The sequence below is a fragment of the Rhodopila globiformis genome (assembly GCF_002937115.1).
In the GTDB taxonomy this organism is placed as follows: Bacteria; Pseudomonadota; Alphaproteobacteria; order Acetobacterales; family Acetobacteraceae; genus Rhodopila; species Rhodopila globiformis.
The window spans coordinates 1-20,084 of the sequence record NZ_NHRY01000213.1 but is presented as its reverse complement, the minus strand read 5'-3'; the positions used below and the strand labels follow the sequence as shown (position 1 = coordinate 20,084).

The window sequence follows — 20,084 nt, the reverse complement described above, 5'->3', positions numbered from 1 at the left end:
CCAATCGCCGCTCGCCGCGGACCTACGACCGCGACCTCTACAAGGCACGCCATCTGATCGAAAATTTCTTCGCCAGGCTCAAGCAGTTCCGTGCCATCGCAACCCGCTATGACAAGACTGCCCGCAACTTCCTCGCCGCGGTCCACCTCGCCGCCGCCGTCGTTTGGCTTAATTGACGACACGCCCTAGCCGGCTGGCGTCCAACGCCGGATTGCAACTTGAACGATAGCCACGATCAAGGTCTCAGGTGCGTTCAACGCCGCGCGCTCACTTCGTGCTTGCTCAAGATGATAACCGCGTCGCCGATGCGACGATACTTCACCTCAATGAAACGAATCGGCAAATTTCAACCAGCCGGGCGCCGCGTGATTTTCGGCGTCATCTCCGCCGGATATAGCCAAACGATCGTTCGTTCACGCCTGATCTGCAGGATAGACACAATAAAGATCAGCCGGCGGCAAGATAGCCGGCGGGGCTGAGGATGCGGACGCCGCGCCAAGGATCGAGCGCGTGCAGGTCCTTGTCGGACGAGATCAGGATGGCCGCGCCGGCCGCCAGCGCCAATTCGAGAGACTTGTTGTCCTTTGGATCGCGGCAAACGGTGACCGGAACCGAGGGGGTGAACCAGGTCGCATCGGTCAATAAGATAGATGCGATATTCGCCTGCTCGGATTACGTCAGGACCAAAGCGAATTTCGGTCGCGCAAGAACAGAGCGGATCTCATCGGCGACTGGATCGGACATCGCCAAACGATCGTGCTCCAAGGCATACATCAGGGCACGCCATGGAACGTTGCCCGGCTTCAGCGCAGCCCCTCCGATCGTGCTGGCATCAACGACGATCAATGGGATTCAGCAGCACGCTCGGCCTTCCAGGCCGCAAGTTCGTCATCGGTATCCTGATCTGTCAGGCCAAGAGCGGCCGCCCTGCGTCGGGTCGATCCAAGCAAGGCTGCCAGAAGGTCATGGCGCGAACCTGGGCGGACCATCTGCTTCACGAGTTCGCCAACCGCAGCCAGCCGATGCAATTCGGCCAGCGCCTCGGCGGTCGCTTCATCGACCGGGATTTCGACCATCACGGTTGGCATTGGACCTCCTTGCTGCAACGACGCATCGCATATCGGGCGGCCTCTCGCCAAGCGAAAGGGCCGCCCCGGTTCCCCGAAGCGGCCCCTGTCCAACCCGCAGGCACCCGGATCAGTGACCCAGGGACTGCACGATCTCCTCGGTCATCTTCTTCGCGTCGCCGAACAGCATCATCGTGTTCGGCCGGAAGAACAGCTCGTTGTCCACGCCGGCATAGCCCGACGCCATCGAGCGCTTGATGAACAGCACCGTCCGCGCCTTCTCCACATCCAGGATCGGCATGCCGTAGATCGGCGAGGACTGGTCGGTCTTCGCCGCCGGGTTGGTCACGTCGTTCGCGCCAATGACGTAGGCCACGTCCGCGGTGGAGAATTCGTTGTTGATCTCCTCCAGTTCGAACACCTCGTCATACGGCACGCTCGCCTCGGCCAGCAGCACGTTCATGTGCCCGGGCATGCGGCCGGCGACCGGGTGGATCGCGTAGCGCACGTCCACGCCCTCGGCCTTCAGAATGTCGCCCATCTCGCGCAGTGCGTGCTGCGCCTGCGCCACCGCCATGCCGTAGCCCGGCACGATGATGACCTTGGAGGCGTTCTTCATAATGAACGCGGCATCCTCGGCCGCGCCCGAGCGAACCGTGCGGTCGCCCGCAGGCCCGCCGACCGCCCCCGCGGCGCTGGTGTCGGTGCCGAAGCCGCCCAGCAGCACGTTGATGATGCTGCGGTTCATGCCCTTGCACATGATGTACGACAGGATCGCACCCGAGGCGCCCACCAGCGAGCCGGTGATGATCAGCGCCAGGTTCTGGATGGTGAAGCCGATGCCGGCCGCCGCCCAGCCCGAGTAGCTGTTCAGCATCGACACCACCACCGGCATGTCGGCGCCGCCGATGGGGATGATGATCAGGAAGCCCAGGGCGAACGCCAGCAGCGCGATCATCCAGAACAGCACCTGGCTGCCGCCGGACGCCACGAAGCTGACGATCAGGATGGCAGCCAGAATCCCCAGTCCCAGGTTCAGCTTGTGCTGGCCCGCGAAGATGATCGGGTTGCCCTTCATGATCCCCTGCAGCTTGGCGAAGGCGATCACCGAGCCCGAGAAGGTGATGGCACCGATGGCCAGGCCGATGGACATTTCGACCAGGCTTTGGGTGTGCACGTTGCCCACCGTGCCGATGCCGAACGCTTCCGGCGCGTTCAGCGCCGCGGCGGCCACGAACACCGCGGCCATACCGACCAGCGAGTGGAACGCCGCGACCAGCTGCGGAAGCGCCGTCATCTGGATGCGCTGGGCAACCACGGCACCGATGGAGCCACCGATCAGCACGCCCAGGACGATCAGCGTGTAGCCGCTGACCGCGAAGCCGCTGTGCAGCAATGTCGCCGCGGCCGCCACGGCCATGCCGATCATGCCGAAGCGGTTGCCCTCGCGGGAGGTGACGGGGGACGACAGGCCGCGCAGCGCCAGGATGAACAGGACAGCCGCGACGAGATAGGCAAGAGAAGTCAGATTGGCGGACATCAACGTGGCCTTATTGCTTCTTCTTGAACATCGACAGCATCCGCTGGGTCACCAGGAAGCCGCCGAAGATGTTCACCGACGCCAGGGTGACAGCGAGGAAGCCGAACAGCAGCGCCCAGCCGGAGGTGGCCAGGCCCGTCGCCAGCATCGCGCCGACAATGATCACCGAGGAGATCGCGTTGGTCACCGCCATCAGCGGCGAGTGCAGCGCCGGCGTGACGTTCCAGACCACGTAGTAGCCGACGAAGCAGGCCATCAGGAAAATGGCCAGCAGGAAGATGAACGGGCTCACGCCAGGGGCGACGGCGCCGGACACGCCGATCGCCAGCTCCTGCGCGTGGTGGGCGAGCGCCAGCGCGTTGTCCGACAGGCGCGTGGCTTCATCCGCCAGGGAAGTGGGGTTCATTGGGACCTGATCTCCGGATCTTAGGCCGCCTGCGAGGGCAGGAAATTCGGGTGAACGACGCTGCCGCCGCGGGTCAGCATGACGCCTTTGACGATGTCGTCGGTCTCCGGCAGCTTCGGCGCCTTCTGCTCCTTGTCCCAGAACGTCGTCAGGAACGTCAGCAGGTTGCGCGCATACAGCGAGGACGAAGCCACGGAGATGCGGCCCGGCCAGTTGTTGAAGCCCAGGATCGTCACGCCGTTCGGCGTGGTGATGCACTGGCCCGGGACGGTCGACTCGCAGTTGCCGCCGGCGTCGGAGGCAAGATCGACGATCACGCTGCCGGCCTTCATGCTCTCGACCATCGCCTTGGTGACGATCACCGGTGCCTTGCGGCCCATCACCAGCGCGGTGCAGATGACGATGTCGTTCTTGGCGACCGTAGTGGCCATCAGCTCCGCCTGCTTCTGGCGGAACGCGTCGGTCATCTCGCGCGCATAGGCGCCGGTCTGCTTGGCGGTTTCCTCGTCCTCGACGCCGACGAAGCTGGCGCCGAGGGACTTGATCTCCTCCTTGGCGGCCGGGCGGACGTCGGTGGCGGAGACGATGGCGCCCAGGCGGCGGGCGGTGGCGATCGCCTGCAGGCCGGCCACGCCGGCGCCGATGACAAACAGGCGGGCGGGCGGGACGGTGCCGGCCGCGGTCATCATCATCGGGAAGCCGCGCTGGAAGGCGGTGGCGGATTCGACCACGGCGCGATAGCCGGCCAGGTTCGCCTGGCTGGACAGCACGTCCATCGACTGCGCGCGGGTGATGCGCGGCAGCAGTTCCATCGCCGCGACGTCGATGCCGGCGGCGGCCAGGCTCGGCACCAGGTCCTTGTCGCCGAACGCGCCGGCGACGCATACCAGCAATGCGCCACGAGGAATCAGCGCCCGCTGCTCCGCTTCCGGCATCTGCACGGCAAAGACAACGTTGGCCCCGGCCAGGACGGCCTTGGCATCGGGCGCGATTTCAGCGCCCGCCGCGGCAAATTCCGCGTCTGACATGGAGGCCGAGGCCCCTGCCCCGGCCTCGACCGCGACGGTCAGGCCCAGAGCAATGAGCTTCTTGACCGTATCGGGCGTCGCCGCCACGCGGGTCTCGGCCGCCCGCCGTTCTTTCAGCACCGCAAGGCGCATATGTGTTGATCCTTCATTCGTATAGGAATCCCCGGGCGCTGTGCACGCCCGTTTCCCCGACCCAATAGCCGCGCCTCAATGCACGGCGAAAGCCAAGTGCGCAAGAGGGGCTTGTCCACGCAAGTTTACAATCGAGAATGTATGGTGGCGCGCAATCCTCAAGTGGTACCTAAAATGCAAGCAATAATTCGGCAGACGTTCAATAGCGGCAATCAGTCGGTCGGCCGGGTTACTTACGGGTTGCAGAATCATACCGACGGTAGCCTCAGGACGGGTGCGCAGTACGACTGTCATACCGGCGGCCCTGTTCATTGGCCATTTTCGTTCCGTAGGGCCGCTGGTATCCCATTGATTTCGCGCTCGGCCGCATGATGTTTGCCTCCGGCAACCCCGCGCGCATACCAGCCGGCCCGCCAGGCCGCTGGTCTCAGCCCCGCCCCGCCGCCCACGCGCCGTCGATCGGCAGCGCGGCGCCGTTGATGTCCTCGCCGTGCGGGCCGCACAGGAAGGCGATCAGCCCGGCGACGTTGTCGTCCTTGACGAACCGGCGGGACGGCTGGCGGACAGCCAGGAAGCTTTCCTCGGCCTGCTCGAACGTGGTGCCGTCGCGCTGCATCTCCTGCCGCAGCCGCCAGTCGATCGCCGGCGTCAGCACCGTGCCGGGACAGAGCGCGTTGCAGGTGATGCCGGTGCGGGCGACCTCCAGCGCCACGCCGCGGGTCAGGCCGATCAGCGCGGTCTTGGTGGTGATGTAGTCGATGCGGTTGACCGTGGCGAACAGGCCGTAGATCGAGGCCATGTTGACGATCCGCCCCCAGTTCGCCTGTTTCATCCCCGGCAGCGCCAGGCGGATGGCATGGAACGGCGCCGAGAGGTTGACTGCCAGCGCCTCGTCCCAGTGCTCCGGCGCGAAATTCTCCACCGCGCCGAAAGAACGGACGACCGCGTTGTTCACCAGGATGTCCGGGCCGCCGTGTTCGTGGTGAGTGGTGTCGATCATGTCGGCGATCTCGGCCGGCTGCCGCAGGTCGGCGCCGTGGTAGCGGGCGCGGACGCCAAGGGCATGCAGATCGGCCAGGCGCTGTTCGATCAACTCCGGTCCGGCCAGGCCGTTCAGCGTGATGTCGCAGCCCAGGGCCGCCAGCGCCCGGGCGGTGGCAAAGCCGATCCCGCCGAGCGAGCCGGTGATGAGAGCTGATTTTCCCTTCAGCATGATGTTTCCTCCCGTAAAAAAGCGGTCCCGCAGGCGCCAACGGTGGCGCGGAGCCAGGTCGTCTCCCTATCGTCATGGCCGGGCGTGTCCCTACGGGATGCACACATCTCGGAAACGGTCCGCCGCTGCGTTTCCCTTTCGTCCTGGCCCGGCTTGTCCGGGCCACCTATTCCAGCACTTGTGCCGCGACAGGTGGCCCGGACAAGCCGGGCCATGACGATGGGGGAACGCTCTTGGCGCCCAGGCAAGCACTTGATTTTACGGTCATTTCCGACTCGTTTCCAGGATGTGTGCATTGCGTAGGACGTGTCCCGGCCATCCACCCCTTGCCGTCGAAGCGCGGATGGCCGGGACACGCCCGGCCGTGACGGTGAGGCAACGGGTTGCTGCCATGTGGTCAACTCCGCTGTTTGCGTCAGCTTACCGGGCCGGGGCGGACTTGGAAGCCGCGCGCCGGGATGGGATGATCGCATCTTAACCAGAACCAGGAGGAAACCATGGGCATGCTGGACGGCAAGGTCGGCATCATCACCGGCGCCGCCTCGGGCATCGGCGCGGCCACCGCGCGGGTGCTGGCGCGGGAGGGCGCGAAGCTGGTGTTGACCGACATCGACGACAAGGCCGGCGGTGCGCTGGCCGAGGAACTCGGCGCCACCTACCTGCACCACGACGTCTCCGAGGAGGAAGGCTGGCCCGCGGTGATCGCCGCCGCCGAGCGCCTCGGGCGGCTGGACATCATGGTGGCGAACGCCGGCATCGGCATCATGGGCAATGTTGTCGACATGTCGCTGAAGGACTGGCGGCGGCAGATGGCGATCAACGTCGATGGTGTGTTCCTCTCGGTGAAGTACTGCATCCCGGCGATGCGGCGGGCCGGGCATGGCGGCGCGATCGTGATGCTGTCCTCGGTCGCCGGGCTGCGCGGCTCCGCCGGGCTGGCGGGCTACAGCGCGACCAAGGGCGCGGTGCGGCTGTTCGCCAAGTCGATGGCGCTGGAATGCGCACAGGCGGGGGACGGGATCCGGGTGAACTCGGTGCACCCGGGGATCATTGCGACGCCAATCTGGGACAAGCTGCCAGGCGGGGCGAACAACCGGATTGACCCGCATGCGATCGGTCAGGCGACCGTGCCGCTGGGCAAGGCGGGCGAAGCCTCGGAAATCGCCGACGGCATCCTGTTCCTGGTGTCGGACCTGTCGAGCCACGTGACGGGATCGGAGCTTGTCATCGACGGCGGCATGACGGCAGGACGGATCACGCGGCTGAGTTCGTGACGCTGTCCGAAATCGCCGAGGCGGTTGCCCACCCCGATCATGCAGCGACGATCACCCGGTCGGACGGCGCGCGCGGGGATATGGATTTCCGGCCGACGATCGACCGGGGCGGCAGGTTCACGCCGCTCCGGGACGGGGATTACTTTGCTGCGACGATGGCGACCCTGCCGGGCGGCGCCGCCTGCGTATCAGGATAGGCGATCTGGCGGAGCAAGGTCCTCTCCCTATCGTCATGGCCGGGCGTGTCCCTACGGGATGCACACATCTCGGAAACGGTCCGCCGCTGCGTTCCCCCATCGTCATGGCCCGGCTTGTCCGGGCCATGACGATGGGGAACGCTCTTAGCGCTTAGCGCCCAGGCAAGCACTTGATTTTACGGTCATTTCCGACTCTTTTCCAGGATGTGTGCATTGCGTAGGGCGTGTCCCGGCCATGACGGAGAGAGAACGGCCGCGGCGCCCAATCCTTCTCCGGCAATCGTCCTATCCTGATACGCATGGGGCGGCGCCGGACCGACCTGGGCGGGCGATTCCCGCGGGTCTGCACGTCGATGGCCGGTTGAACAAGCGGCCCGGGACACGCACGGCCAGGACCGCCAGGCGTGCGTCCGCGGCCGGACAACGCCTGCGTCAGGCAGCCTCCTCGAACGCGTTATGCGCCAGCGGCGCCGCCTGCGGCGTCAGCACGCTGAACGGGCGGGTGAGATGACGCGGCTCCGCCCGCACCCACGTCGCGGCAAGCGCCGCGGCGGATAACAGGCTGGCGAGGACGGCCATCAGATACAGCACGCCATCAAGACCAAACGGTCCCATCACGGCCGTGCCGATGATCGGACCAATGACCGACCCGATGCCGCTCACCAAAATGAGCCGCCCGCTGACCGCGACGATGCGATCGGCTGGCATGCGGTCATGCGCATGGGCGACGCAGACAGGATACAGCGTTGACATGCAGCCACCCAGGGCAGCGGCAAGCGGCACCACAAAGGCCAGCGTGTGCGGCAACAGCACCAGCGCGACCGCGACGCCGGTGACGCTGAGGCTGACGCCCGACAGCACAATCCGGCGGTCGGACCGGTCGGAGAGCCTGCCGACCGGGATCTGGAAGGCCAGGCCGCCGAGCACGGCGACAAGCATGAACAGTGCGATCGTCGTCTGGGCAACGCCTTCGCTCTGCATCCAGGCCGGGACCAGGGCATAGAACATGCTGGTGATCAGCCCGCTCACCACGCAACCCGTCACGCCGATCGGCGCCGTTCGCGACAGTTGCCCATAGGGCAAGGGCGCGGTGGCCTGCACCAACGGCGGTTCGGCCCGGGTCATGCACACCATGACCAGCGCGATTGCGAAGAGCGTTGCAATCGCATTGAACGGCGCAAATGTGTCGATTTCGATCCAACCAATCAGGATCTGTCCGGCGGCAAGCGCAATGAACGTGCCGACCATGTAGATGGAGAATACCCGCCCACGCTCCACCGGCTGCGCCTTCGCATTCAACCAGCTTTCCGTGGTGACGAAGAGGCCCGCGCAGCCGAAGCCGATAACGGCCCGCATGGCAATCCAGGGCCACGGACCCGTAAGGATCGGCATCAGGGCGGTCGCGGCGACGACAAGGCCCGCGAAGGCCGCATAGGCTCTGATGTGCCCGACCTGCTCGATCATCCGCCCACAGACCACCGCTGCCAGCGTGAATCCGGCGAAGAAGCCGCTCAGCACGAGGCCGGAGAGTGTGGGATTGAACGCGGCCGCGGCCACGCGCAGGGAAAAGAAGGTGCCAAAGAAGCCGTTGGCGAGTTGCACCAGGCTGGTCGCGACAATAAGGGTTCCGATCTGCGCTCGCATTCCGAAGATTCCGCTATGGGTTTTGTCGAATGGCCGGGACCGGCCCGCCCTTATCGCGACGGATGCCACGGAACGGCGGCGAAACCCCATGCCGGCTCCACGCAACGCGCCGGTGGTGGCGCCGGCAGCCAAAGCCGACCGCCGACACCGCCGGGGACCGTCGCTGCTGCCGCCTACAGCGCCTGGTAAACGTCCCTCTCGAACGCCTCGCAGGCCGCCACCGCCTTGGCATCGAAGAACGGCAGGATCTGCGTCGCGTACACCCCCGCGACCTTGCGCACCGGATCGATCCAGTAATAGGAATTCGCCAGCCCCGCCCAGGCCAGGCTACCGGCCGAGCGGCCCGTCGGCAGCGGCTCGGGATTGATCAGGAAGCTCAGCCCCCACTTCATCCCGGCAACGAAATCGACGTCGTTCGACAGCGACGGGGCCACCGTCTTCATCGCGCGGCACACGATATCACCCATCGCGTTCCGCGACATCGTCGCCACCGTCTCCGGCCGCAGCACCTGCGCGCCGTTGAACGTGCCGCCGTGCAGCATCATCTGCAGGAACTTCAGGTAGTCGCCGACGGTCGAATACAGGCCGCCGCCGCCCATGTGGAATTCCGGCTCCTGCGGCAGTTCCGTATCCGTTACGACGAAGCCGTCGGGCGTGCGCGCGTGGATCTTCGCCAGCCGCTTGCGCTGCGCTTCGCCGATTTTGAACGCCGTGTCGCTCATGCCCAGCGGCCCCAGCAGGTTCTCCTGCATGTAGCGGTCCAGCTTCTGCCCCGAGACCGCCTCGACCGCCTTGCCCGCCCAGTCGATCGAAATCCCGTACTCCCATTTCTCTCCTGGATCGGCCACTAATGGTAACGAAAGCGCTGCGTTCGTGCAGGAGATGATGCCGGGCGTGCCGGTCACCTCCATGTAGCGGGTGATGTCGGCGTTCCACATGTCGTAGGCATAGCCCGCAGTGTGGGTCAGCAGGTGCCGCAGGGTGATGGCGCGCTTCGGCGCCCGCAGCCGCGGCTTGCCGGCGGCGTCGAAGCCCTCCAGCACCTGCACCCGGCCAAGCTCCGGCAGCACCGCGGCGATGTCGCCGTCCAGCGACAGCTTGCCGCGCTCCACCTGCTGCATCGCGCAGGCGCCGGTGAGCGCCTTGGTCATCGAGGCGACCCAGACCACCGTGTCGGCGGTCATCGGCTCGTTGGTGGCGAGGCTGCGCTTGCCGTAGCCGCCCTCGAAGATCACGCCGTCGGCCGTGGCCGCGGCGGCGACGACGCCCGGCACGTCGCCGGACTCGGCGGCGCGGCGAAGACCGTCTGCGATTTTACTTGTATTGACCATTGTCCCTCCCGGCTCCGGGTTGCCCGGATGCGTGCGGTTCAGCGTTCTGCTCAGGGCTCTTGCCTGCCCCGCCTGGTATTTGAGGCATGAGGATCGTTTATTGGCAAGATATCACGAATGTAGTCACGGCTTTTCCACTCCGGCGCCGGCGTTTCGTAACCCGGCCGCGGCAGATAGGGCGAAAGCTGTCCACCCTCCAGGTCATGCGCCGAGCGAGGGCAGTTCGAATACAACTCGCAGACGACGCGTACCACCAACTTCGCCGCATGGTGGCGGGCTAGCGCGTCGGCATCGTCCAGGATGGTGGCGCGGCCATTGATGCGAACGCGCGGCGTCCGGCCGTCGAACTTCACGAACAGCAGGCCGACATTCGGGTTGCGGGTGATGTTGCCGAGCGTGCGGTACATCGAGTTGCCGTCATACTCGGGAAATTCAATTGTCCCCGGCCCGACGATCCGCACGAAACCCGGCATGCCGGCGCGCAGGCTGCAGTCGGTATAGTCGCCGAACGACGTGGCGATGAAGAAGAACGGCGCGTTCTCGATCAGGAGGCGGTCCTCGTCCCAGAAGTCGTACCGCCGGCGGTGCTCGGCCAGCCGATCGGCGACGCGGCGGCCGTCGAAGCGGTCCTGCAAGGCGCGCATGCCGTCGTGATAGAAGTCCCCCCATTCCGCCATTGTATCGCTTCCTTCCCTGCCGGTGGAGGCTACAGCAAACCGCAAGAAAGTTGAGACGGATAGACCGGCACTTGTGGCCGCCTCCCTCACCGTCATGGCCGGGCGTGTCCCCATACGCGCTAACATAACCAGTTGGCGGCATGGCTGTTGCCTCCCCGTCATGGCCCGTCTCGTCCGGGCCACCTGTCGCGGCACAGGTGGTGGAATGGGTGGCCCGGACAAGCCGGGCCATGACGAGGGAGCAACGTGCCCCGCTATGTTAGCGCCAATGGGGCGTGTCCCTGCCATCTGCGCTTCGACGGCGGGGATGGATGGCCGGGACACGCCCGGCCATGACGATCAGAAGCCCACGGCCACGTCTCAACCGGCTTGCGACTTGTCGTGGCACGGGCCCGCACGCGCCCCCTACAAATCGTGCCCAGAATAAGAACAGTTGAAGCTCTTGTTGCAGATCGGGAAGTCGGCGACGATGTTGCCCTCGATCGCCGCCTCCAGCAGCGGCCACTGGAACCAGGAGGCATCGCGCAGATGGCAGCGCTCGATCACGCCATTGGCGATGCGCAGCCACACCAGCACGTCGCCGCGGAAGGCTTCCGCCACCGCCATGCCCTCGCCCACCGCGACATCCCGCAGCGGCGCCGCCACCGGGCCTTCCGGCATCTCGCGCAGCAGGTGGTCCAGCAGGATCAGGGAGGCGTCGATCTCCTTCAGCCGGATCCACACCCGGGCGTTCACATCGCCCTCCTGCAAGACCGGCACCGCGAAGCTCAGCACGTCGTAGGGCGCATAGGCCAAATCCCGGCGGGCATCGAAGCTGCGGCCCGAGGCGCGGCCGACATAGCCGCCGGCGGCGAACTGCTTCGCCAGCACGGGATTCAGGATGCCGGTGGTGACAGTGCGGTCCTGCAATGACGGCGTGTCGTCATACAGCCGGACCAGCCGCGGCACCGCCTCGCGCAACCGCCGCAGCAGAGCCTGAAGGTGCGTCACGTCCACCGGACGGAGATCACCGGCCACGCCGCCCGGCACGATCCGGTCCATCATCAGCCGGTGCCCGAAGCACTCCGCGGCGTTGCGCAGCACCGTCTCGCGCAGGATGCCGCAGTGCGCCAGCATGATGGCGAAGCCGCCGTCGTTGCAGATCGCGCCGAAGTCGCCGATGTGGTTGGCCAGCCGCTCCAGTTCCGCCATCACCGCCCGCAGCCAGACGGCCCGCTCCGGCGGGGTCGTGCCGGTGGCCGCCTCCACCGCCCGGGCGAAGGCCAGCGCATAGGCGACCGTGCTGTCGCCGCACACGTGCCCGGCCAGCCGCGCCGCCCGCGCCACCGGCGCCCCGGTCATCAGCAGGTCGACGCCCTTGTGGACGTAACCCAGGCGTTGCTCCAGCCGCACGATCGTCTCGCCGTCGCAGGTGAAGCGGAAATGCCCGGGCTCGATGATGCCGGCGTGCACCGGCCCCACCGGGATCTGGTGCAGCCCTTCCCCGCTGGCCGGCAGGAACGGATAGGACGCGGCAGGCTCCTGCGCATCGCCCCATCGCCCGTGGTCCAGCCAGGGGCGCGTGTCCGGCAGCCCCTCCGGCGCCAGCCCGAACAGGTCGCGGATCGCCCGCTCCAGCCGGATCGCCGCCGGATGCACCGCGCCGACGGATGGAAAGCGACCGTCCGGACAGGCCAGGCTGAGCACCGCCACCGGCGGCGAAGCGGCGGTGTCCAGCACCGCCATGTGCACCCAGCCCGGCTCGCCCCATTCGCTCAACAGCGACAGACCCCCGTCCGCCAGCCTTTCGGCGGCGTCGCGCCACAGGCCGCGATCGGCCAGGACGCGCGGCCAGGGGCGGTGGTCGATGACCTGCTCGCGCCCGGCAATCAGATCGGTCAGCAGGCTCATCGCAGCAGCCCTGCAACGTTCTGGAACCAGGCCACCAGCGGCGGCGGCAACCAGATCCCGGCCAGCAGCACCAGCGACAGGTGCGCGAACATCGGCACGTAGGAGGCATGCAGCCGCCCCACCGGCCCCTTCACCGGACCGAACGCGATGCTGCCCAGCCGCAGCAGCAGCGCGCCGAACGCCAGCAGCAGGCCAAACACCAGCAGCAGCGCCAGCACCGGCTCACGCGCGAAGGTGGACGACACCACCAGGAACTCACTGGTGAACACCCCGAACGGCGGCAGCCCGACGATGGCGGCGACGCCCGCCACCAGGCCCCACCCAAGGATCGGGTGGCTCTCGGTCAGCCCGCCCATCTCGGCGATCTTCTGCGTGCCCTTCACCTGCGCCACGTGGCCGACGGAGAAGAAGATCGCCGACTTGGTCAGGCTGTGCATCGTCATCTGTAGCAGCCCGGCGAAATTGCCCAGCGGCCCGCCCATGCCGAAGGCAAACACGATGATGCCCATGTGCTCGATCGAGGAGTAGGCGAACAGCCGCTTGATGTCCCGGCGCCGGTACAGCATGAACGCCGCGAAGATCAGCGACAGCAGCCCCAGCGCGATCATCAGCCGTCCCGGCGCGATGGCGTGCGGATTGGCGGCGAGCAGCACCTTGAAGCGCAGCAGCGCGTACAGCGCCACGTTCAGCAGCAGCCCCGACAGCACGGCGGAAATCGGCGTCGGGCCCTCGGCGTGCGCGTCCGGCAACCAGGCGTGCAGCGGCGCCAGGCCGACCTTGGTGCCGTAGCCCAGCAGCAGAAAGACGAAGGCGATGTTCAGCAGCGACGGGTCGAACTGCGGCGCCGAGCGCAGCAGGTAGGTCCACACCATCGCGTCCAGCCCCTCGCCCACCACCGGCCGCGCCGCGAGGTAGACCAGGATGGTGCCGAACAGCGCCAGGGCAATGCCGACCGAGCCCAGGATGAAGTATTTCCAGGCTGCTTCCAGCGCCTCGGCGGTGCGGTACAGGCCGACCATCACGACCGTGGTGAGGGTGGCAAGCTCGACGGCCACCCACATCAGGCCGATGTTGTTGGCCAGCAGCGCCAGGTTCATGCCGAACATCATGACCTGGTACATCGCATGATAGAAACGGATGTTGGTCCGCGTCAGCCGCCCGCTGTGGATCTCGTGCCCGATATAGGAGGCGCTGAAGGCGCTGGTGGTCAGTCCGACGAAGCAGTTCAGCAGCACGAAGACGATGTTCAGGTCATCGACCAGCAGGTAGGAGCCGGTGACCGGGCGCATCCACAGCAGCGTCAGCGCGAACAGCAGCGCCGCCAGGCAGGCCAGCACGTTCAGCACCGCGCCGATGCGGTAGCCCGGCAGGATCGCCAGGATCGCCGCGGCGAACAGCGGCGTCAGCAGGATCGCCGAGACCGGATCGGGCATCATGCCTCGCCTCCGCGGGACTGGTCGAGCGCGGCGACGTCGACGGTGTCGAACCGCTCCCGGATACGGAACAGGAAGATGCCGACGACGATGAAGGCGATCAGGATCGAGAAGGCGACGCTGATCTCCACCACCAGCGGCATGCCGCGGGCGCCGGTGGCGGCCAGGTTGATGCCGTTCTCCAGCGACATGAAGCCGACCACCTGGCTGATCGCGTTGCGGCGGGTGACCATCACCAGCAGGCCGATCAGCACCACCGACAAGGCCAGCGCGATGTCCTCGCGCGCCACCGGATCGGCATTGGCGGTGACCGGCAGCATCACCTCCAGCGACAGCGCGACCAGGGCGATGCCGGCGAGCATGGTCAGTCCGATGCCGCCGACGGTCTCGATCTCGCGGTGCAGGCCCATCTGGAACACCATGCGGCGCAGCGCCCAGGGGATCAGCAGCGCCTTGAACAACAGGGCGATGGCGGCGGTGATATACAGGTGTGGCGCATCCTGGATATGCGCCTGCCAGGCGACCGACAGCGCGAGCACGAAGGCATGCAGCGCGAGCACATGCAGCAACGCGAGCAGCCGCACCTGGTACAGCATCATGAAGCTGACCAGCACCAGCAGCCCGGCCAGCGAATGGGCGATGTCGAAGGACAGGCCGTGCGGCGAAATGAACGGCATCACATCCCCCTGGAGACGAACAGCAGCAGCACGCCCAGCAGGCCCAGCATCAGGGCCGCGCCGAGGAAGTTGGGCACCCGGAACACGCGCATCTTCGCCACCGCCGTCTCGGCAACCGCGAGCCCGATGCCGCCGATGGTCATCTTGACCAGCCAGGCGCCGAAGCCGATGGCATCGTTCAGCGGCACGCCCGGACCGGACGCCATGCCCATCGGCGAGAACACGCAGGCGATCATCGACAGGTAGAGCATCAGCTTCAGCGACGCCGCCAGCTCGATCAGCGCCAGGTGGTGGCCGGAATATTCCAGCACCATCGCCTCGTGCACCATGGTCAGTTCCAGGTGCGTCGCCGGATTGTCCACCGGAATGCGGCCGTTCTCGGCGATGGCGACGATCAGCAGCGCGACCAGGCCCATGGCCAGCGACACGCGCAGGCCGACGGTGCCGTTCAGCATGAACTCGGCAATGGTGGACAACTGGGTGGAGCCGGCGACCAGCGCCACCGTGAAGACGATCATCAGCATGGCCGGCTCGGCCAGCGACGAGATCATCATCTCGCGCGAGGAGCCGATGCCGCCGAAACTGGTGCCGATGTCCATCCCCGCCAGCGCCAGGGCGAAGCGGGCGCTGCCCAGCAGGGCGGTGATGGCGATCAGGTCGCCGGACCAGCTGAACATCAGGTTGGCGGCATAGGTCGGGATCAGCGCCGCCGCCACCCAGCTTGCGGCAAAGATGAAATACGGCGCGGCGCGGAACAGCCAGGAGGCGTTCTCGGCCACCAGCGTCTCCTTGCCGAACAGGCGCAGCAGGTCGCGGTAGGGCTGGATCAGCGAGGCCCCGCGGCGGCGCTGCAGCCGCGCCTTCACCTTGCGCACCAGCCCGGTCAGCAGCGGCGACAGGGCCAGGATCACCGTCATCTGCACAAGCTGCGCGAGCAGCGCATAAATCATTGCCATATCGTCAACGCCATCAGCAGCACGACCAGGGCGCCGAACACGAAGCCCAGGTAGCGCCGGATCGTCAGGAACTGCAGCACGTTGGCCTTCTCGGCGATCCACAGTACGGCGCGGCCGAGCGGCGCATAGACCCCGTCCCACACCGGATCCGTGATGTGGTGCGTGATAGTGGCGGGCCGGCTGTCGCCGGGCGGCGGCATGGTCACGGTGTCCTTCGCGCGAAACAGCACGGTGGCGAACACCCGCCGTATCGGCTGGGCGAAGCTGCCGGCCGAGTACTGGCTCAGCGGCGTCGGGTCAGGGAAGCCGCAATCCCAGGGCGGCGCGCGGCGCACGCCACGGGTGCTCAGGCGGCTGACCGCCAGCAGCGTCAGAATCATCGACACGGCGATGAAGCCGAACACCAGCAGCCCGTTATACGAACTGCGGCTGGCGGCGACCGGCGCGATGGTCAGCCAGGTGTTGCTGAGCTGCACCGGCATCCGCGCCGTCGTCAGCGTCTGCACCACCGGGGCGAGCGTGTCGATCACCGCTCCCGGGAAGACGCCGGTCAGCAGGCAGAGCCCAGCGAACCCCGCCATGGCCGCGACCGACCAGAAATCCGCCTCCCGCGCCTGCGCCGCGGCCTGGCTGCGCGGGCGGCCGAGGAAGCAGATGCCATAGGCCCGCACGAAGCAACTGGCCGCGAGCGCCGCGGCCAGGGCCAGCGCGGCGCCATCCACCGGGATCATCAGCTTCAGCCCCCATTGCGGCAGGTCGGGGTGCAGCAGCACCGCCTGGAAGGTCAGCCACTCCGAGGCAAAGCCGTTCAGCGGCGGCAGGGCGGCGATCGCGGCACAGCCGACCAGGACGGCGACGGCGGTGCGCGGCATGCGGTGGATCAGGCCGCCCAGCGTCTCCATGTCGCGTTGTCCGGTGGCGTCCAGCACCGCGCCGGCGCCGAAGAACAGCAGGCTTTTGAACAGCGTATGGTTCAGTGCATGGAACAGCGCCGCGGTCAGCGCCAGGGCGGCGCCGGCGGTGAAGCCGTTGGCGCGGAACGCCAGGGCGAGGCCCAGGCCGATGAAGACGATGCCGATGTTCTCCACCGTCGAGTAGGCCAGCAGCCGCTTCAGGTCGCGCTCCATCACCGCATGCAGCACGCCGAGCACGGCGGTGGCGCCGCCCAGCGCCAGCACCACGGTCCCGGACCACCACTCGGTCGGCCCGAGCAGGTCGAAGACGATGCGGATGAAGCCGTAGATGGCGACCTTGGTCATCACGCCGCTCATCAGCGCCGAGACGTGGCTGGGCGCGGCGGGATGCGCCTGCGGCAGCCAGACATGCAGCGGCACCAGGCCGGCCTTCGATCCGGCGCCGATGAGCGTTACGACCAGCACGGTTGCAGCGATGGCGGTGGTCGGCGGGTGCGCGCGCATGGCGTCGAAGGCGTACGCACCCTGCGGTCCCGCCAACAGGCCGAACGCCAGCAGCAGCGCCATGCCGCTGAACGTCGCCATGATCAGGTAGACGAACCCGGCCCCGGTGTTGCCCGCCTCCTTGTGATGCGCCAGCACCAGCGCCCAGGAGGTCAGCGACATCAGCTCCCAGGCGAACAGGAAGCTGAACGCGTCGTCGGCGATCACCACCAGCGCCATGCCGGCGAGGAAGGCGGGATAGAACGGCAGCACCCGCTCGGGGTGGTGCTCGTGCCGCGCGTAGCCGAGGGCGAACAGGCTGGCGCCCGCGCCGCCCAGTCCGATCAGGGCCAGGAAGAACCCGGCCAGCGCATCGACACGCAACTGTAGGCCGATCCAGGGGAGGCCGATGGGCAGCACCAGGTGCGCGACGGGCGCGGTCAGGGCGTTGACGCCGGCGGCCAGCAATCCGGCGCAGAACACCAGGCTGCCGCCGTAGACAACGATCCGCGTGACGGCCAGGCGCGCCGCGGCCGCGCCGACCAGCGCCAGGACCAGCAGGCCCGGCACGGTCAGGGCCACCGGCATCATGGCTCGGACGCCCTGATGGCGAGCCGGACGCCGCGGCCGGAGGCGATGCCGTCACCGATGAGTTCGACACCGGCGGCGGTCAGGGCGTTGACGAGCTTCATCAGGGAATCGACGTTGCCGCGGATGACGCCGTCGCTGGCCTCCATCCGCTGGATGGTGGGCAGGGACAGCCCGGACAATTCGGCAAGCTGGCGCTGGTCCAGCCCGAGCAGGGCTCTTGCGGCCCGTACCTGGCCGGCCGTGATCATGGGGCGGATGTCATGTATGAGATATCAGTAATCCGTTTATGGACCGGAAACTGACGTATTATGCATCAAAGTCAAGTTTTTCGTTTCAGCCGGAGCAGCGGAACCCCTGCCCCTGCGCTGCGTACGATCGGCAGCAGCAGCCCATTGCGCGTCAGCGCCGAGTCGCAGCCGGCCCGGGGCGCCGGCAATGGCCCCGCGGTCCATTCCTGGGCAACTCCGGCCCGCCTGGGGCGATGCGTCAGCAGCGGGTCGCCCAGGGGAACATACGGCGTGATGGCAGCGAACAGGTCGCTGACCGAGTAGGGCTTGGCCAGCAGCGCGGTGGCCCCCGCCGTCTCGGCCGCCGCCTGCGTCCGCTCGGAAATCGTGCCACTGGTCAGGACGATCGGCCGGCTGCCGTAGCCGTCGCGATGGCGGATGCGGGCACAGGCCTCGTATCCGGCGACCCGCAGGAGGCCCACATCCAGCACGACGAGATGGGCGACGGCCTGCGCGGCATAGTCCTCCGCGTCCCGGGCGTTGGTGGCCATCAGGACGGCGAAATCCTGCTCGCTGAACTGCACCCGCAGCACGTTGCTCAGGATCGGGTCGGGTTCGGCGACGATGATGATCGGGGGCGCGTCGGACATGGCGCCGCAGGATGCCGGGAAAAGGTTGACGAAGGGTTAAGGCGGGCGGGGCAGGCAATACGATTGCGACGTACTCGAAGCCAGGTTCCGAGAGAGGCACGGAATGCTCGCGTTCGGCATCACATCCTGATAGGATGTTTTATCAATGCCGGGTACTGATCACGAACTCGAATTCCTGCTGAGTCTCGACGGCGCCGAATTCCAGTTCGGCACAGGCTACGTGGTCAAGATCGAGGCAAGGCGTATCGCGGCCACACAAGCCCGACCGCACGGGATCAAATACAGTCTGACGCTGCACGACCCGACGGGCCGCCGTCTCTATGGCATCGACAATGCCCACGGAATCGGGCGCGGAGCCGAACACGACCATCGCCATGTGCACGACGGCAGGAAAGCCAGGCGTTACACCTTTCGCGGTCCGGCCGCGTTGCTCGAGGATTTCTACGCCGAGGTCCGGCGGATATTGCAACAGCGGGGTATCCTATGACCCACAGGATTGGCACATTTGACGAATTCAGCGCCTATACGCTCGCCGTCGCGCGCGGTGACCGCAAGGTCGATCCGCAGGAGCCAAAGGTGTGGATCGAAAGGACGAACGGGAGCGGCACGCCCGACGCCGTGCGGTTCCGATCGCTTGAAGCAGGCGTCAAGCTGCTCTCAGCCAGGAATCGCGACCTTCTGCGCCTGATCGCCACCCGTCAGCCGCAATCGGTCAGCGAACTGGCGACAATGGCGAACCGGGCGCCGCAGAACGTGCAGCGGACACTGCGCCGGCTGAGCACGGCGGGCATCGTGCGGCTGACCCGCAGCGAGGGTCGTGCCCTCCGCCCGGAACTCGCCGCTCGGAAGGTGCACATCGAGATCGACCTGATCCCGGATGGTTGAGGCCGGGAAGAATGCGCCGCTTGCACGATTGATGTCACCACTTTGGATCGTTGCTTCCATGCTTCCAGCCATCTTCCTCAGCCACGGCGCCCCCACCCTGCCCCTGGTCGACGCCCCGGCGCGTGATTTCCTGCGCGGCCTGGGCCAGGACCTCGGCCGTCCCAGCGCCATCCTGGTCGCCTCGGCTCACTGGGAAACGCCGGCGCCTACGGTCAGCACCATCGCGCGCAACACCACCATCCACGACTTCTACGGCTTCCCGCGGGAGCTGTACCAGCTGCGCTACGAGCCGCCCGGCGCGCCGGACGTCGCCGCCGCGGCAGCCGACCTGCTGGACAAGGCCGGCCTGCCGACCGGTCAGGACCCGGCGCAGGGCCTCGACCACGGCGCCTGGGTGCCGCTGCTGCTGATGTATCCTGAGGCCAACATCCCGACCTTCCAGCTCAGCATCCAGCCGCATCTCGGCCCGCGGCACCACCTGACCGTCGGCAAGGCGCTGGCGCCGCTGCGGCAGCAGGGTGTGCTGATCGTCGGCTCCGGCGCGTTCACCCATAACCTGGCGCGGTTCCGCGGCGGGGCGGTGGACGCTCCGGCCCCGCCCGACGTCACCGCCTTCGCCGACTGGTTCGACTAGGGCGTGTCGTCAATTGGAGCCAGCCGAGTGAGTCTGGGCTGCAACAGTGCGGCGGAATCGTTGATCAACAAGCGGCTTCCCGATTCCAGCAGCCCCGGTTCTTCGATGCATAGGCAGTCAGCTTTGGAGAGGCTGACCGATGCATCGACATGCTTTGCGCGACGACCAGTGGGAGCGGATCAAGGACCATTTGCCGGGCCGTCCGGGGTCCGTTGGCGTGACCGCTGCGAACAAC

Annotated in this window: 23 protein-coding genes and 1 pseudogene; 7 read left to right on the top strand and 17 right to left on the bottom strand. The window is 67.1% G+C overall.

What is annotated here, in order from left to right:
- Positions 1–176 (top strand): transposase (locus tag CCS01_RS19750; RefSeq protein WP_146101497.1); only part of this gene is annotated, 176 nt, incomplete at its 5' end.
- Between the two features lie 271 nt (positions 177–447).
- Here CCS01_RS19750 and CCS01_RS19745 read toward each other — a convergent pair.
- The 7 genes from CCS01_RS19745 to CCS01_RS19720 form a co-directional block, all read right to left on the bottom strand.
- Positions 448–642 carry a putative toxin-antitoxin system toxin component, PIN family gene (locus tag CCS01_RS19745; RefSeq protein ID WP_158258501.1) on the bottom strand — a complete coding sequence of 65 codons (195 nt, stop codon included), beginning with the start codon at positions 640–642 and terminating at the stop codon, positions 448–450.
- A gap of 30 nt (positions 643–672) precedes the next feature.
- Entirely contained in the window at positions 673–846 is a 174-nt protein-coding gene (locus CCS01_RS33010; protein ID WP_146101855.1) for a PIN domain-containing protein, read from the bottom strand.
- On the bottom strand, positions 843–1,088 hold the full coding sequence (locus CCS01_RS19740; RefSeq protein ID WP_104520482.1) for a hypothetical protein: 246 nt from the start codon (positions 1,086–1,088) through the stop codon (positions 843–845). The genes CCS01_RS33010 and CCS01_RS19740 overlap by 4 nt, the downstream gene beginning before the upstream one ends.
- A gap of 109 nt (positions 1,089–1,197) precedes the next feature.
- Positions 1,198–2,607 carry an NAD(P)(+) transhydrogenase (Re/Si-specific) subunit beta gene (locus tag CCS01_RS19735; protein ID WP_104520481.1) on the bottom strand — a complete coding sequence of 470 codons (1,410 nt, stop codon included), beginning with the start codon at positions 2,605–2,607 and terminating at the stop codon, positions 1,198–1,200.
- Between the two features lie 10 nt (positions 2,608–2,617).
- On the bottom strand, positions 2,618–3,013 hold the full coding sequence (locus CCS01_RS19730; RefSeq protein ID WP_104520480.1) for a proton-translocating transhydrogenase family protein: 396 nt from the start codon (positions 3,011–3,013) through the stop codon (positions 2,618–2,620).
- 20 nt (positions 3,014–3,033) lie between these two features.
- Positions 3,034–4,173 (bottom strand): Re/Si-specific NAD(P)(+) transhydrogenase subunit alpha, encoded by a 1,140-nt coding sequence (locus tag CCS01_RS19725; protein WP_104520479.1) that lies wholly within the window; start codon positions 4,171–4,173, stop codon positions 3,034–3,036.
- Between the two features lie 427 nt (positions 4,174–4,600).
- Positions 4,601–5,386, bottom strand: a complete 786-nt coding sequence (locus CCS01_RS19720; RefSeq protein ID WP_193540153.1) for an SDR family NAD(P)-dependent oxidoreductase — start codon at positions 5,384–5,386, stop codon at positions 4,601–4,603.
- 497 nt (positions 5,387–5,883) lie between these two features.
- Between CCS01_RS19720 and CCS01_RS19715 the strand changes: the two genes are divergently transcribed.
- Both CCS01_RS19715 and CCS01_RS19710 read left to right on the top strand, forming a co-directional pair.
- Positions 5,884–6,660, top strand: coding sequence for a glucose 1-dehydrogenase (locus tag CCS01_RS19715; RefSeq protein WP_104520478.1), 777 nt, complete (start codon positions 5,884–5,886; stop codon positions 6,658–6,660).
- Positions 6,657–6,857, top strand: coding sequence for a hypothetical protein (locus CCS01_RS19710; RefSeq protein WP_104520477.1), 201 nt, complete (start codon positions 6,657–6,659; stop codon positions 6,855–6,857). Before CCS01_RS19715 ends, CCS01_RS19710 begins: the two co-directional genes overlap by 4 nt.
- 432 nt (positions 6,858–7,289) lie before the next feature.
- On the opposite strand, the gene CCS01_RS19705 is transcribed toward CCS01_RS19710, so the two are convergent.
- From CCS01_RS19705 to CCS01_RS19660, 10 genes are all read right to left on the bottom strand, one after another.
- Entirely contained in the window at positions 7,290–8,501 is a 1,212-nt protein-coding gene (locus CCS01_RS19705) for an MFS transporter (protein WP_104520476.1), read from the bottom strand.
- A 173-nt stretch (positions 8,502–8,674) separates the two neighbouring features.
- Positions 8,675–9,832 (bottom strand): serine hydrolase domain-containing protein, encoded by a 1,158-nt coding sequence (locus tag CCS01_RS19700; RefSeq protein WP_104520475.1) that lies wholly within the window; start codon positions 9,830–9,832, stop codon positions 8,675–8,677.
- A 50-nt stretch (positions 9,833–9,882) separates the two neighbouring features.
- Positions 9,883–10,509, bottom strand: coding sequence for a pyridoxamine 5'-phosphate oxidase family protein (locus CCS01_RS19695; RefSeq protein WP_158258500.1), 627 nt, complete (start codon positions 10,507–10,509; stop codon positions 9,883–9,885).
- A 405-nt stretch (positions 10,510–10,914) separates the two neighbouring features.
- Entirely contained in the window at positions 10,915–12,399 is a 1,485-nt protein-coding gene (locus CCS01_RS19690; RefSeq protein WP_104520473.1) for a hydrogenase large subunit, read from the bottom strand.
- Positions 12,396–13,835 (bottom strand): hydrogenase 4 subunit F, encoded by a 1,440-nt coding sequence (locus tag CCS01_RS19685; protein ID WP_104520472.1) that lies wholly within the window; start codon positions 13,833–13,835, stop codon positions 12,396–12,398. Before CCS01_RS19685 ends, CCS01_RS19690 begins: the two co-directional genes overlap by 4 nt.
- On the bottom strand, positions 13,832–14,509 hold the full coding sequence (locus CCS01_RS19680; RefSeq protein ID WP_170114654.1) for a hydrogenase-4 component E: 678 nt from the start codon (positions 14,507–14,509) through the stop codon (positions 13,832–13,834). Before CCS01_RS19680 ends, CCS01_RS19685 begins: the two co-directional genes overlap by 4 nt.
- Positions 14,509–15,459: a respiratory chain complex I subunit 1 family protein gene (locus tag CCS01_RS19675; protein ID WP_338049993.1), complete on the bottom strand. Its 951-nt coding sequence runs from the start codon at positions 15,457–15,459 to the stop codon at positions 14,509–14,511. The genes CCS01_RS19680 and CCS01_RS19675 overlap by 1 nt, the downstream gene beginning before the upstream one ends.
- Positions 15,456–17,453 carry a hydrogenase 4 subunit B gene (gene hyfB / locus CCS01_RS19670; protein WP_239992268.1) on the bottom strand — a complete coding sequence of 666 codons (1,998 nt, stop codon included), beginning with the start codon at positions 17,451–17,453 and terminating at the stop codon, positions 15,456–15,458. The genes CCS01_RS19675 and hyfB overlap by 4 nt, the downstream gene beginning before the upstream one ends.
- Positions 17,450–17,701, bottom strand: a complete 252-nt coding sequence (locus CCS01_RS19665) for a helix-turn-helix domain-containing protein (protein ID WP_104520470.1) — start codon at positions 17,699–17,701, stop codon at positions 17,450–17,452. The genes hyfB and CCS01_RS19665 overlap by 4 nt, the downstream gene beginning before the upstream one ends.
- Before the next feature lie 71 nt (positions 17,702–17,772).
- Positions 17,773–18,330, bottom strand: a complete 558-nt coding sequence (locus CCS01_RS19660; RefSeq protein WP_104520469.1) for a response regulator — start codon at positions 18,328–18,330, stop codon at positions 17,773–17,775.
- Positions 18,331–18,475: 145 nt separating this feature from the next.
- On the opposite strand from CCS01_RS19660, the gene CCS01_RS19655 reads away from it, so the two are divergent.
- The 4 genes and pseudogenes from CCS01_RS19655 to CCS01_RS35365 all read left to right on the top strand — a co-directional run.
- On the top strand, positions 18,476–18,817 hold the full coding sequence (locus CCS01_RS19655) for a toxin-antitoxin system TumE family protein (protein WP_104520468.1): 342 nt from the start codon (positions 18,476–18,478) through the stop codon (positions 18,815–18,817).
- Positions 18,814–19,215 carry an HVO_A0114 family putative DNA-binding protein gene (locus tag CCS01_RS19650; RefSeq protein ID WP_104520467.1) on the top strand — a complete coding sequence of 134 codons (402 nt, stop codon included), beginning with the start codon at positions 18,814–18,816 and terminating at the stop codon, positions 19,213–19,215. The genes CCS01_RS19655 and CCS01_RS19650 overlap by 4 nt, the downstream gene beginning before the upstream one ends.
- Positions 19,216–19,273: 58 nt before the next feature.
- On the top strand, positions 19,274–19,849 hold the full coding sequence (locus tag CCS01_RS19645; RefSeq protein ID WP_104520466.1) for a DODA-type extradiol aromatic ring-opening family dioxygenase: 576 nt from the start codon (positions 19,274–19,276) through the stop codon (positions 19,847–19,849).
- A 139-nt stretch (positions 19,850–19,988) separates the two neighbouring features.
- A pseudogene (locus CCS01_RS35365) lies at positions 19,989–20,084 on the top strand (IS5/IS1182 family transposase); the annotation flags it as partial.

Excerpts from the sequence above, each read along its gene's own strand:
- hyfB (WP_239992268.1), bottom strand. The coding sequence starts at position 17,453 with ATGATGCCGGTGGCCCTGACCGTGCCGGGCCTGCTGGTCCTGGCGCTG.
- CCS01_RS19735 (WP_104520481.1), bottom strand. The coding sequence starts at position 2,607 with ATGTCCGCCAATCTGACTTCTCTTGCCTATCTCGTCGCGGCTGTCCTG.
- CCS01_RS19680 (WP_170114654.1), bottom strand. The coding sequence starts at position 14,509 with ATGCCGTTCATTTCGCCGCACGGCCTGTCCTTCGACATCGCCCATTCG.
- CCS01_RS19725 (WP_104520479.1), bottom strand. The coding sequence starts at position 4,173 with ATGCGCCTTGCGGTGCTGAAAGAACGGCGGGCGGCCGAGACCCGCGTG.
- CCS01_RS19700 (WP_104520475.1), bottom strand. The coding sequence starts at position 9,832 with ATGGTCAATACAAGTAAAATCGCAGACGGTCTTCGCCGCGCCGCCGAG.
- CCS01_RS19650 (WP_104520467.1), top strand. The coding sequence starts at position 18,814 with ATGACCCACAGGATTGGCACATTTGACGAATTCAGCGCCTATACGCTC.
- CCS01_RS19665 (WP_104520470.1), bottom strand. The coding sequence starts at position 17,701 with ATGATCACGGCCGGCCAGGTACGGGCCGCAAGAGCCCTGCTCGGGCTG.
- CCS01_RS19695 (WP_158258500.1), bottom strand. The coding sequence starts at position 10,509 with ATGGCGGAATGGGGGGACTTCTATCACGACGGCATGCGCGCCTTGCAG.
- CCS01_RS19720 (WP_193540153.1), bottom strand. The coding sequence starts at position 5,386 with ATGCTGAAGGGAAAATCAGCTCTCATCACCGGCTCGCTCGGCGGGATC.
- CCS01_RS19655 (WP_104520468.1), top strand. The coding sequence starts at position 18,476 with ATGCCGGGTACTGATCACGAACTCGAATTCCTGCTGAGTCTCGACGGC.
- CCS01_RS19715 (WP_104520478.1), top strand. The coding sequence starts at position 5,884 with ATGGGCATGCTGGACGGCAAGGTCGGCATCATCACCGGCGCCGCCTCG.
- CCS01_RS19740 (WP_104520482.1), bottom strand. The coding sequence starts at position 1,088 with ATGCCAACCGTGATGGTCGAAATCCCGGTCGATGAAGCGACCGCCGAG.
- CCS01_RS19730 (WP_104520480.1), bottom strand. The coding sequence starts at position 3,013 with ATGAACCCCACTTCCCTGGCGGATGAAGCCACGCGCCTGTCGGACAAC.
- CCS01_RS19705 (WP_104520476.1), bottom strand. The coding sequence starts at position 8,501 with ATGCGAGCGCAGATCGGAACCCTTATTGTCGCGACCAGCCTGGTGCAA.
- CCS01_RS19685 (WP_104520472.1), bottom strand. The coding sequence starts at position 13,835 with ATGATGCCCGATCCGGTCTCGGCGATCCTGCTGACGCCGCTGTTCGCC.
- CCS01_RS19645 (WP_104520466.1), top strand. The coding sequence starts at position 19,274 with ATGCTTCCAGCCATCTTCCTCAGCCACGGCGCCCCCACCCTGCCCCTG.
- CCS01_RS19660 (WP_104520469.1), bottom strand. The coding sequence starts at position 18,330 with ATGTCCGACGCGCCCCCGATCATCATCGTCGCCGAACCCGACCCGATC.
- CCS01_RS19675 (WP_338049993.1), bottom strand. The coding sequence starts at position 15,459 with ATGATTTATGCGCTGCTCGCGCAGCTTGTGCAGATGACGGTGATCCTG.
- CCS01_RS19690 (WP_104520473.1), bottom strand. The coding sequence starts at position 12,399 with ATGAGCCTGCTGACCGATCTGATTGCCGGGCGCGAGCAGGTCATCGAC.